The 11,774-nt window shown below is 69.4% G+C and carries 10 protein-coding genes; 4 read left to right on the forward strand and 6 right to left on the reverse strand.

The window, feature by feature from the left end; translation table 11 throughout:
* The first annotated feature begins 22 nt into the window (after window positions 1-22).
* Complete coding sequence (locus ACWCO3_RS23430; protein WP_450012032.1) at window positions 23-397, forward strand: hypothetical protein; 375 nt, start codon at window positions 23-25, stop codon at window positions 395-397.
* Window positions 398-517: 120 nt separating this feature from the next.
* Complete coding sequence (locus tag ACWCO3_RS23435) at window positions 518-1,402, forward strand: NAD-dependent epimerase/dehydratase family protein (protein WP_145780487.1); 885 nt, start codon at window positions 518-520, stop codon at window positions 1,400-1,402.
* A 7-nt stretch (window positions 1,403-1,409) separates the two neighbouring features.
* On the opposite strand, the gene ACWCO3_RS23440 is transcribed toward ACWCO3_RS23435, so the two are convergent.
* Window positions 1,410-2,513, reverse strand: coding sequence for a glycosyl hydrolase (locus ACWCO3_RS23440; protein WP_450012035.1), 1,104 nt, complete (start codon window positions 2,511-2,513; stop codon window positions 1,410-1,412).
* Window positions 2,514-2,727: 214 nt separating this feature from the next.
* On the opposite strand from ACWCO3_RS23440, the gene ACWCO3_RS23445 reads away from it, so the two are divergent.
* Window positions 2,728-3,243 carry a hypothetical protein gene (locus tag ACWCO3_RS23445; protein WP_145780492.1) on the forward strand — a complete coding sequence of 172 codons (516 nt, stop codon included), beginning with the start codon at window positions 2,728-2,730 and terminating at the stop codon, window positions 3,241-3,243.
* A complete protein-coding gene (locus tag ACWCO3_RS23450) occupies window positions 3,240-5,678 on the forward strand; it encodes a M48 family metalloprotease (protein WP_450012037.1) in 2,439 nt (812 codons plus the stop codon). The genes ACWCO3_RS23445 and ACWCO3_RS23450 overlap by 4 nt, the downstream gene beginning before the upstream one ends.
* 42 nt (window positions 5,679-5,720) lie before the next feature.
* Here ACWCO3_RS23450 and ACWCO3_RS23455 read toward each other — a convergent pair whose 3' ends face one another.
* The 5 genes from ACWCO3_RS23455 to ACWCO3_RS23475 are packed head-to-tail and all read right to left on the reverse strand — an operon-like array spanning window position 5,721 to window position 11,502.
* On the reverse strand, window positions 5,721-6,563 hold the full coding sequence (locus ACWCO3_RS23455) for a carbohydrate ABC transporter permease (RefSeq protein WP_450012039.1): 843 nt from the start codon (window positions 6,561-6,563) through the stop codon (window positions 5,721-5,723).
* On the reverse strand, window positions 6,553-7,518 hold the full coding sequence (locus ACWCO3_RS23460; protein ID WP_357844425.1) for a carbohydrate ABC transporter permease: 966 nt from the start codon (window positions 7,516-7,518) through the stop codon (window positions 6,553-6,555). The genes ACWCO3_RS23455 and ACWCO3_RS23460 overlap by 11 nt, the downstream gene beginning before the upstream one ends.
* A gap of 10 nt (window positions 7,519-7,528) precedes the next feature.
* Window positions 7,529-8,803, reverse strand: coding sequence for an ABC transporter substrate-binding protein (locus tag ACWCO3_RS23465; RefSeq protein ID WP_450012042.1), 1,275 nt, complete (start codon window positions 8,801-8,803; stop codon window positions 7,529-7,531).
* A gap of 12 nt (window positions 8,804-8,815) precedes the next feature.
* A complete protein-coding gene (locus ACWCO3_RS23470) occupies window positions 8,816-10,465 on the reverse strand; it encodes an FAD-dependent oxidoreductase (RefSeq protein WP_450012044.1) in 1,650 nt (549 codons plus the stop codon).
* Complete coding sequence (locus tag ACWCO3_RS23475; RefSeq protein WP_145780502.1) at window positions 10,462-11,502, reverse strand: LacI family DNA-binding transcriptional regulator; 1,041 nt, start codon at window positions 11,500-11,502, stop codon at window positions 10,462-10,464. Before ACWCO3_RS23475 ends, ACWCO3_RS23470 begins: the two co-directional genes overlap by 4 nt.
* Between the last annotated feature and the right edge of the window lie 272 nt (window positions 11,503-11,774).

The following is an 11,774-nucleotide window of genomic DNA, read 5'->3' on the forward strand; positions in this document are numbered from 1 at the left end:
GGCGAGTTGAACCAGCGCCTCGGTGGTCAACCTGGTCCTCGTCCGCCTCGGCTACCCGCCCGTGATCATCTTCAAGCGCCAGCGTGACGCCTACCTTGCCGCGCTGCAGAAGGCGGACGCCGGAGATTACGGTGCGCTGGGAGAGTTGGTTGCTCGTGTGATGTACGACAACCTGAACCGCTTCATCGTGCCGAACGTCGCCGGTCCAGCGCGCCTCGTGCCGCTCGCGGCCTTGGTGACAGCGGAGTTCAGCCTTGCCGCGCTCCGACAAGCTTCGCAGCGCGGGCGTCTCGACGCGGTGCAGGGATCGGACGGCATTTGGCGAAGTTCCCGCAAGGCGGTCGAGGCGTACCGGGCGACGAGGAACCAGAGGCGGTACCGCGCTGAAGGAAGCTGATCCGTTTGTGGCGCTCCCGTGCTCGGTGACGTGCACGCCGGATGGGCGTTTCGAACGGATCGTCGCGCAGGAGGCGGTACCGCCTTCAGGGCGCAGCTCGACGCCGGAGAGGATGTGGTCATGAGCAACTCCGCACTGCCCAGGCGTGTCGTCGTCACCGGCGCCACCGGCAAGCTCGGCCGCGCCGTCGTCACCCACCTACGCGCGGTCGGCGTCGACGTGCTGGCCGTGGACCGCGCCGGTGGCCGCGACCCCCGCGACGTGGACGGCGAGTTCCTGCTCGTCGACCTGACCGACTACGGGCAGGTGGTGGAGGCGTTCACCGGGGGCGCCGACGAACACGCGGGTGGCGTCGACGCGGTCGTGCACCTGGCGGCGGTCCCGGCCCCCGGGCTGATGTCGAACGCAACCACGTTCGCCAACAACTCGGCCGCCACGTACAACGTGTTCGCCGCCGCCCGGGCGGCCGGGATCAAGCGGGTCGTCTGGGCGTCCAGCGAGACGGTGCTCGGGCTGCCGTTCGACACCCCGCCGCCGTACGCGCCTGTCGACGAGGAGTACGCGCCGCGCCCCGAGTCGACGTACTCCCTGAACAAGGCACTTGAGGAGGAGATGGCCCGGCACTTCTGCCGCTGGGACCCGGAGCTGGTCATGGTGGGCCTGCGCTTCTCCAACGTGATGGACGTCGAGGACTACGCCCCGTTCCCCTCGTTCGACGCCGACCCTCAGCTGCGCCGGTGGAACCTGTGGGGCTACATCGACGCCCGCGACGGCGCGCAGGCGGTCGAGCGGGCACTCGCCCACGACCAGCCCGGCGCCGACGTGTTCGTCATCGCCAACGCCGACACCGTGATGAGCAGGTCCAGCGCAAGCCTGATGGCCGAGGTCTACCCGGGTGTCGAGATCCGGAAGGACCTCGGCGAGCACGAGACCCTGCTCAGCATCGACAAGGCGCGACGGGTGCTCGGTTACGAGCCGCGGCACTCCTGGCGAGACCACGTGTAGGTCGGGGTCAGCGAGCCGCCTGGTAGGCGCGACCGACGGCGGTCGCCTCGCTGCCGGTGCGGAACAGCCCGGTCTGGTCCTTGTCCGTCGCGGGCAGGCCGAACCACGCGTACCGCTGTAGCCAGGACAGCCCACCGAGCATCTTCGTCGCCGCAGTGAGGAACGCGGCCTGCTGCGCCTGGGTCGGGAAGCGGACGCCGTTGGAGAAGTCGATCAGGGCGAACTCGGTGAGCCAGATCGGCAGCTGGTAACGGTCGTGCACGGCCTGGAGGTACGACTTGAGCTGGTTGACCGCGTTGGCGGTGGTGAAGTCGCCGCCGTACCAGTGCAGGGCGATGAAGTCGACGCGGTAGCCGCGCTGCTTCGCGCCCGCCATGAAACGGTCGAGCCACTCGCCGGGCCGGTCACCACCCCAGGCCACCGCCGGGCTGCCCAGCGGAAGACCGGTGGCCTGCAACTGCGGCCACAGGTCCAGCGCCTGCTCCACGGTCATCTCGGCCTGCCCCTTCAGGTCCGGCTCGTTGAACCCGAGCAGGTACTTGCCGTTCTTCTTGGCCTGCTGAAGGTTGGTGGCGGTGACGCTCTTCGCCCCCCAGATCATCGGGACGAACTCGGCGCCCTTCGGGCTGGTGACGCCCTGGTGCGCCACGTCCCAGGTGTAGTACCAACTCGCGCCGGAGTTCGCCAGCGCCTGGTTGACCCCGTCGAAGGTCCACACCCCGACGCCCTTGCGCTTCGAGGTCACCGTCGGCGCCGCCGGGGCGACCGGACGCCCGGTCGTCGGCTTCGCCGACGGCGTCGCCGAAGGGGTCGCCGTCGTCGGGCTCGCCGTGGGGGCGGGTGTGGTCGCGCTGGGAGTGCCGAGCTCCGGGTCGGTGGGCGGCGGCGCGTCGACCGCCTGCGTCGCGGCCGGGGCGGGCGTCGGCCCGGTCGGTTGCAGCACGACGATCACACCACAGACCAGTACGGCGACGACGGCTGCCACGACGAGCGGCCACAGCAGACGTCGCGCACCTGTGGGGAGGCGGCCGAGTAACCCGCGTCGGGGGTCCGCGTGGACACCTCGACCGCCCCTCGCGGCGTCCGCTTCACCCTGGCCGGTTGCGCGCATCGATTCCACTCCTTCACGTGGTCGCACTGCTGACAAGCGAGGAGGTGGTGGTTGATCGCCACCAACTCCTCCCCTCAGGAGACTTGCCGACCGAACGGGGATAACGGTTTCGTCGGCGCGAGCACCGAGCGGATGGTCCGCTTGGTGCTTCGATCGCCTCCCGGTCACCGTCAGTGATAGACCGCATCCACTATGCTCGACGCTGCTCGGATCGATGATCGCCGGGGTCGGGGAGGATCTCATGAGCGCTGACCCGGATGAGGCCCTACTACGTGATCTCGCGTGGCCGTTGGTGCGGGAGTTCTCACCAGCCGAGCGAGACGAGCTCTTCCCGTTGCTCAGCGCGGCCTACTTCGCCGATCCGAAAGCCTTCGCCCGTAACGGCACCGTCGGCGGACCGCTCGCGTTCGGGCTGCCCGAGCTCGCGGTGATCGTGACGCCAGCTCTCCTCGCCGCGATGAGCGAGGTGGTCCGCTACGTGGTCACCGAAGCGGCGCTGAAGGGCGTGAAGGCGACGGCCGACGGCATCCGACGCCTGTTCGGAATCTCTCGTCGCCCGGATTCCGCCCCCGACGAGGATGAGCCGCTGACGCTGACCGCCGAGCAGTGGAACCAGATCCGTCGGATCGTCGAGCGCGTGGCGCGTCAGGGTGGCGTCCCCGCCGATCAGGCCGAGCTGATCGCTGATGCCGTGGTGGGACAGGGGCACCGTGGCAGTGGGCCGGCGTGACCGGGTCTGCTGCCCCGGTACGCGACGAACCTCACTCGGCACCGCCACAACCGGCCCCTCCGGTTCTCGCACCGGCGGCGTCCACGCTGCGACTCGCGCTTCTGGTCGCCGTCGTCCTGGCCACCAGCGGGTTCGTCTTCCTCACCCTCTACACGTTCGTTCCCGACCGGCTCGATCGTCTGACGACGGCCATCAGCGCCTGCGAAGCGGAACGATCCGCAGCCCCGGGCTGGTCCGACGTCCCGGTGGTCACCGAGGAGGACCTCCGGAGAACGGACGCGGCCGACCGCCGGATGAGCGACTGCTTCGCCCCCGTGCTCCTCGACCAGTTGGCCTTCATCGCCGGCGGCGTCGCCCTGCTGATCGGCCTGGCGCTCACGTCGTATCTGTCGCATCCCTGGTGGATCGTGCGCCAGCGCAGGTTGAAGCGGTTGTCGGAGGCGACCGCACCGGAGCTGTGGGGTCACCTGGAACAGCTTAGCCGCGAGATGGGCCTCGGTAGGTCACCGGACTGGCGCATCGCACCGTTCACGCGGACAACCGGCGGCCAGGCGTTCGGTCTGCCCTGGCACCGATACGTGCAGCTCGATGCCGGTCTGCTGGTCCTGCACGCCACCAACCGGCCCGCCTTCCGCGCGGTGGTGCGGCACGAGCTGGCGCACCTGCGTCATGAGGACGTGGATCGGACCTATCTGGCCATCGGTATCTGGCGGGCGTTCGTCGCGGTCGCCCTCCTGCCCTACCTCGTTCTGACCCTGCACCCCGAGATGCTCCGCACACCACTCGATTGGCACTGGCGCGACGTGCAGCTCGTGGCGTATCCGGGCCAGACCACATATCGCCTCGTCTCGCTGTTGGTGCTGACCGCAGTGGTGTACCTGACGCGCAACGCGATCCTGCGTGAGCGGGAGACGTACGCCGACGTCCTCGCCGCGGGCCGCGGCGACGGCGACGCACTGCGAGCCGTCCTGGGGCGTCTGCCACCGCTGAAACACCGATGGAGCAGGTGGGGCACCCACCCGGATCCGCGCCGGCGGCTCGCCACGGTGGTGGATCATCGACTGCTGTCCACCACCAGTCTGTGGGAGCTGGCAGGCGTTGGTATCGCGGCCGGTCTGGTCTGCTCGAACGCCGGCTTCCTGGTGGGCATCAACCTGCTGGCCAATCCTCGGCTGGCGTACGCGGCGGTCGGTGTCCTCGTCGGCGCGGTCGCCGTCGCACTGCTCGCGGTGGCGATCTGGCGGGCCGTCGCGATCGAGCCCGTCCGGGCGCCGTCGGCCCTGAGCTGGGTGGTTGGTCCGGCCGCGCTCGTCGCCGGTTTCGCGGGCGGCTCGCACCTGTCTCTTCAGGTGGCCGCCATCGCGGGGGCCTCGGGCATCGCGGACAGCCCGTCGGCCTGGGTCGTCTCGATCCTGCTGTTGATGGCGGGTGGTGTAGCGGTCGCCGCCTGGATCACGTCGACGGCCCGAGGCGTACTCACCGCGCCGGCGCCCGCGTCGTGGGCCATGCCCGCCGTGGTGGTGGTTGCCGCTCTCGTCGGCGCCCTCCTCTTCGCCGTCTGGCTGCCTACCAGCAAACTCGAGACCGGCTTCGCCATCCGCTGGGGTGGACTGCCGGCGGCTGGCGCGGACATCGGTTGGTACGGCGGCATCGCGAGGTGGGCGGAGGTGCGGTTCGACGCCGCGTACCGGTTGGTGTTCAACCCGTTCACGCTGCCCTTCCTGACGTTGCTCTGGCTGACTCCGGTGATCATCCGCCGTTGCCGGATCCGTGGTACGGCGGATGATCAGCCGCTCAGGGTGGGGTACGCGCTCGCCGTCGGCGCGATCGGTGCGGCATGCGTGACGGTGCTCGGAGCCGTGATGCCGTTCGCGGCCAGGGCCGCACTACCAAGCTGGGTTCGGCAGCAGCAGGAGGTGGTGGATGGTGTTCCCTTCTTCGAGATCTACGCCGCCGCCGGCGTCACCGTCGCCGAGGTCGTCGTCGCGGTCGTGATGGGGGTGATCGTGGCCCGGCCCGGCCCGTACCGGCCGGCCCTGGCCGTTCTCGCCGGCTCGACGGCGGCGGCGCTGTCCACTCTGGTGATCTTCTTCGTGACCGACCCGATCGCCTGCCACGTCAACGTCTGGGACTTCTCGCCCGAGCCGGCCCGCTGTTTCGGCCTGTTGTACGCCCAGTCCTTCTCCCGGGTCGGTCTCGAGATCACCGTCAACGGCGTCGTTCTGGCTGGTCCGGTCATGGTCCTGGCCGGGGCGCTGGGCGCCGCCTATCGGCGCCGAGTGCCGCGGATTGTCCCGACCACCCGGCCGGCCGGGCGGCTCGGCAGGGCCGTCACCACCGTGCTGCTGATCCTGCTCGTGGTGTTCGCCGTCTACGTGAGTGTGCTCATCCTGCCTCTCGCCTACGAGGACTGGCTCCGGCGCACCTTCGGCTAACGCCACGAGATTCGAGGGGGCAGGTGGACACACCCGGGCGCGTCAGCCCTTCAGGCCGGTGTGGGCGAGGCCCTCGATGAACTGCCGCTGCGCGATGACGAACACGACCAGGACGGGGAGCGCTGTCATCGAGGCAGCCGAGAGCTGCACGTCCCACATCGGGCCGCCGTACGCGTCGACGAACTGGGTCAGCGCCTGCGGCAGTGTGAACTTCTCCGGGGTGGACAGGAAGACGATCGGTTCCAGGTAGAGGTTCCAACTGTGCAGGAAGGTGAAGATCGCCACCGCGCCGAGCGCCGGACGGGCCAGCGGCAGCGCGATCCGCCAGAAGGTCGCCAGCCGGCCCAGGCCGTCCACCCGTGCCGCCTCCTCCAACTCGCCGGGGAGGGTGACGAAGAACTGCCGCATGATGAAGGTCGCCAGCACACTCGGCGCGCCGAGCATCGGCACCAGGATCAACGGCCAGTGGGTGTCGATCAGGCCGACCGAGTTGAACATCTGGAACAGCGGCACGATGGTCACCTCGCTGGGGATCAGCAGGCCCACCAGCACCACCAGGAAGAGCGCGTGCTGCCCCCGGAACCGGATCCGCGCGAACGCGTAGCCGGCCAGCGACGAGACGGCGAGGGTGCCGATGGTGACCACCACCGCGATGTACGCGCTGTTGGCGTACTGCTGGGCGAACGGTTGTAGTTCGAACACCCGCCGGTACGCCGAGAAGCTCAGGTCGGTGGGGATCAGCGACGGGGGGAACGCGAAGATGTCACCGACCGGCTTGAACGACGAGGTGACCATCCACCAGGTCGGGAAGACGAACGGAACGGCCAGCAGGCAGATCAGCCCGTAGATCGCCACCCGCGCCCGCAACGGCAGCCTATTGCTCATGGAAGACCCACTTCCTGCGCATCCGCCACTGCACGACGGTCAGCGTCAGCACGATCAGAAACAGCAGCACCGACAGCGTCGAGCCGTAGCCGAACTGGTGGAACTGGAAGGCCTGTTGGTAGAGGTAGTAGACGAGCACTGTGGTCGAGGTGCCCGGTCCGCCCTGGGTGAGCACGGCGATCTGGGCGAAGACCTGCAACGCGCCGACCACTGTGATGATCGACGTCAGCAGGATGGTCGGGCTGATCAGCGGCACGGTGATCCGACGGAACTGGGTCCAGCGGCTCGCTCCCTCGACCCGGGCCGCCTCATAGAGCTCAGCCGGGACGCCCTGCAACGCGGCGAGGAACAGCACCATGTTGAGGCCGACGTTCTTGACCACCTGAACGACGATCACCGACAGCAGCGCGGTCCACTCGCCGCGCAGCCAGTTGGGGCCGTCCAGCCCGACAGTGCCGGCCACCCCGTTCACGCCGCCGTTGTCCTGGAGTAGGAAACCCCAGACGATCGTCCAGGCGACGAGTGAGACCACCACCGGGGAGAAGAACAACGTCCGGAACACCACTGTGCCGCGCAGCCGTTGGTTGAGCAACACGGCGAGCAGCAGGGCCAGGGCGAGGTTGAGGACGACCAGGCCGACGGAGAAGAACAGGGTCGTCCGGAGTACGCCCGGCAGCTTCGGGTCGTCGACCAACTCGCGGTAGTTCTCCGTGCCCACGAAGTCGAAGGTGTCCGCGAGCACGTTCCACTCGTGCAGGCTGTACCAGACCACGAGGCCGAGCGGCAGCAGCACGAAGAGGGCCGAGCCCACCAGTTGCGGTGTCACGAAGAGCAGGCCGGCCAACTGGTCACGTCGGCGACTCGTCCACCATCCGCGTCGTCGGGGGGCCGCTGCGCCGCCCGGGGCGGGCCGGGGTTCGACCCGACCCGCCACGTCGTCCACGAGGACCGGCATCGCTGATCCCCTACTTCGCCAACAGCGGGTTGATCGCCGAGCAGACACCGTCGAGGACGGCCCGCACGTCCGCGTCGGGCTTCCACATCGGGTCCAGCGCCGACCGTACGGCCTGGCTCAGCTCGGCCTGCCCGGTGTGGTTGGGCTTCACCACGCCGCCTGCGATCCCGTCGATGACCACGCTCTGCAACTGCTCCGGCTTGAGCAGGGGATTGGTCTTGGCCAGGGTCGCGGCGGTCAGCAGCGGGGTACGCGGCGGCGGGAAGAACTGCGCCAGCTTGGCGGAATTGGCAGGGTTGGTGAGGAAGGCGAGGAAGTCGGCGGCGACCTTGGCGTTCTTGCCCTTCTTCAACACGCCCATGCCACCCTGGCCGATCACCGAGTAGTCACCCTTCGGGCCGGCCGGCAACGGCACCAGGTCCCAACCGAACTTCTGCTTCTCCAGCAGCGAGGCCCGGGAGATCTGGGTGATCGTCATGCCGGCCTCGCCGGCGAAGAAATCGGCGGCGGTACCCGGGCCGGGCAGTGCCTTGGCGGTGAAGATCGCCTTGTGCAGGAAGGTCATCGCGTCGACCATCTCGCCGGCGTTGAAGCCGCAGGTCCTGCCGTCCGCGCTCCACGCCTGGGCACCCCAACCCGTCCAGATGGTGGAGAGGTTGTCCCAACCCTTGTAGTCGAAGTCGCGTACCACAAGGCCCGCCTTGCCGGTTTTCGTCGCCACCGCCGAGGCGGTGGTCACGGCGTTCTCCCAGGTCCACGAGTTGGCGGCGATCAGTTCGGCCGGGCTCTTCGCGCCGGCGGCCTTGACCAGGTCGGTGTTGACGAAGATGCCGAACGGCGAGGTGGAGAAGGGGTACCCGTAGAGCTTCCCGTCGGACTGCCACAGCTTCGTCGCGGACGGCGCCAGCTCGTCGAAGGCGTACCCGTCGGTAGCGCGCAGGGTGTCGTCCAGCGGCAGCAGCGCGCCCGAGGAGACGAAGTCGGGAGCCGCGTTCTCCAGGACCCAGGCCAGGTCCGGCGGGTTCCCGCCGGCGATCTGGGTGGTCAGGGTGGTGGTGTAGCTCTCGAACGGGATCGGGTCGAACGTGATCTCCGCGACGTTGGGGTGGCTGCTCCGGTACTCCGCGGCGATCTCGTTGAACAACTTCAGGTGTGCCTCGTTCGCCGACCAGGTGGTCATCCGCAGCGAGACCGGGCCGTCGGAGCCGGCACTGTCGCCGCCGCCGCACGCGCTCAGGCCGAGCATCGCGGCGAGCGCGACGACGGCTGTCAACCGTTTCCTCATCAGGGTTCTCCCTCAGTAGCCGGCGATGTCGGGCCAGCGCAGCTCGACGCCCTCGTCGGCGAGGCGGTTCTGGAATTCGGCCAGCAGGCCGGGGGTGTAGCGCACCGCGCGGGGGGTGACCCGCCGGGCCAGGCAGAAGTCCGCGAGCAGACCGGCGACCTCGCCGACGTTCCACTCCACGGGGTGCAGGCGGTACGAACCGTTGGTGATGTGGGTGGTGCCGATGTTCTTCCCGGCGGGCAGCAGGTTCTCCACCCGCCGGGGGATCAGGGCGCCGAGCGGGATCTCGAAGGGACACGAGGCCACGTCGACGTAGTTGTCCCCACCCGTGGACGGGTGCAGGTCGATGCGGTACATGCCGACGCCCACCGCGTCCGCGTAGCTGACCGCACCCTTGTCGCCGCGTACCGCCAGGGAGAGGTCCTGCTCGACGACCGTGTACTCGGCGCGGATACGTCGCGACTCACGGATGTAGGGGGCCTGGGCCAGACCGCTGTGGGTGACGTCGCCGCCGGTGCTGATGCCGCCGGTGCCGGTGACGTCGCCCCGCAGACGCAGCCCGGGGAAGCCGGTGCCACCGTCGGCGCGGGGCGCTTCGGTCTGCAGCCAGTAGAGCACCGACAGGGAGAGCTCGCGGGCCGCCGCGATGTGGTGGGCGGGGTCGGGCGCGTCGATCAGCGGCTGCTCGAAGTAGTCGATCATCGGCCAGTTGACCAGGCAGATGTCGCTGTCGTAGCTGCCCGGGAGGAAGTTGCGCCGAGCGGCGATCCGACGGAACGTCCACAGGTTGCCGTCGCCCGGACTCAGCCGTTGGTCGGCCATCACCAACCACGGGTCGTCGTCCGGGTTGGGGGTGAAGGTGCGCTCGGAGATCTCCAGGGTGCGCGGGTTGGGGGATCGGAAGGACAGCATCCGGTCGCCCCAGTACGGCGGCTGGTACGCCCGCCAGAAGTCGTACCGGGCAGGCCGATCGATGGTGTGGTCGCCGTCGACGTGGTCGACAGCGAAGCACACCGAGAACGCCTGCATGTTCGTCGGCTGCGCCTCGTCCGGCGCGCTCGGCTCCCCGGTCTCGCCACACGACTCGAAGCCCGTGACGTACTCGGTGCCGGTCAACGGCAACAGCTCGCCGGTCTCGGTGGCGTCCAGCACGTACGGCGCGACGACGTGTACCCGTTCGCCGTTGTCCCGGTGCGCCAGTGTCACCCCGGTCACCCGGTCGCCGTCGGTGTCGGCGGCCACCGGCAGGTACGGCTGGAGCAGCCGCAGCCGACCGGCGCCCCGGTACGGCGCGAGCATCGCCTCCAGCACCGCGACCGCGACCCGTGGCTCGTGACAGAGCCGGCTGACGTGCCCCGCCCCGGGGTTGAGCGTGGTGGCCTGCCGCGCACGATCGGTGAGCGGGTAGTAGGCGCGGTAGTAGTCCCGGATGCCGTCGCGCAGCCTCCGGTAGCTGGCGGTGACACCGAACTGTTCGACCCAGGAGTGCTCGTCGGGTGGTACGGCCTGGCTGGTGAGCTGACCGCCGAGCCAGTCGTACTCCTCGGTGAGCACCACCGAACGGCCGGCGCGCAGCGCGGCGAGGGCTGCCGCGACGCCACCGAGTCCACCACCGACGATCAGTACTTCGGCCTGCATGTCTGGCAAGAGCTGTCCTTTCACGGGGTCACCTTCGGCGGCGCGAGGGTGGCGCCGTCGACGGGTTGGCAGGGCACCAGCCGCTGGGGCACGGTGTCCGGGTCCGCCTCCAGCAGCCCGGTCAGCACCTCGACGGCCTGCCACCCCATCTCCCGGCGGGGGATGCGGAAGCCGGTGAAGTCGATGTCCGTGCTGGCCGGTCGGGTGGGGTCGCCGAGCGCCAGGATGGACAGGTCGCCCGGGACGTCCAGGCCGCGTTCGCGGGCGAGTTGGGCGATGGCCACGCCGTCGGCGTACTCCTCGACGACCGCCGCTGTGACGCCTGCCGCGAGCAGGGCGTCGAGCAACTCGGCGGGGGAGCGGTCGGTGGTCGGCAGGTGCCGTGGTGTGTGTCCGGCCTCGTCGAGCGCGGTACGGAAGCCGCGCATGCGGTCGGCGTGCGACTCGGGGCCGGCGCCCTGTCCCAGGTAGGCCAGCGCGGTGTGACCCGCGGCCAGCGCACGGCGTACCACTGTGGCGGTGGCGGTCGGGTAGTCGGCGCCGACGTACGGCACCGGCCCGCCCGCGTTGTCGCGGCGGCCGACCGAGACGAACGGCTGACCCTCGGTGACCAGCCGGGTCAACTCGTCGTGGTCCAGCGATCGTCCGAGCAGGACGCAGCCGTCGGCCAGCCGGAGCCGGTTGTCGTCGTGGAAGATCCGCCGTCGGCCGCCCGACACCGGGGCGCTGGTGAGCAGCAGCAGGTCACAGCCGAGCCGTTCGGCGCACTCCTCGATGCCGACCAGGAACGGGTGGTAGAAGTCCCCGGTGCCGGTCGGGAAGACCGGTTCGTAGGTGAACACGCCGAGGATGCGGTTGTGCCGCGCGGCGAGACGGCGGGCGACCGGGTCGGCGACGTAACCGGTGGTGCGGATGGCGTGCAGCACCCGCTCCCGGGTTTCCGGGGCGATCCTGACGTTGCCGTCGTCGCGGCCGTTGAGCACCAGCGAGACGGTCGCCTGGCTGACGCCGGTCATCCGGGCGATGTCGTGCTGGGTGACTCGCCTGCGCGAACCAGTCACGTTCTGTGTCCAATCGTTACCGAGGTAATACGCATTAGCGTCGGTGAGGTGAAATGGTGCGGCCATCCGAGGTCGCCGTCAAGACCCTTGGGCGCACAAGTTCAATCGCTGAATGCCGCTCGATAATTCGTATTAGCACCTTGACGGTCGACTGCGGACGCCGCCAGACTCGTCGATGACGACAAGGGTTGCCGGCCTGGCTGCCATATCACTGACAGTGATGGTGGCCGCGCCCTTGTCCGTGTCTCCGTGCTGCCGCATCGCCACCCCAC

It is taken from the genome of Micromonospora sp. NPDC002411, from assembly GCF_053592955.1.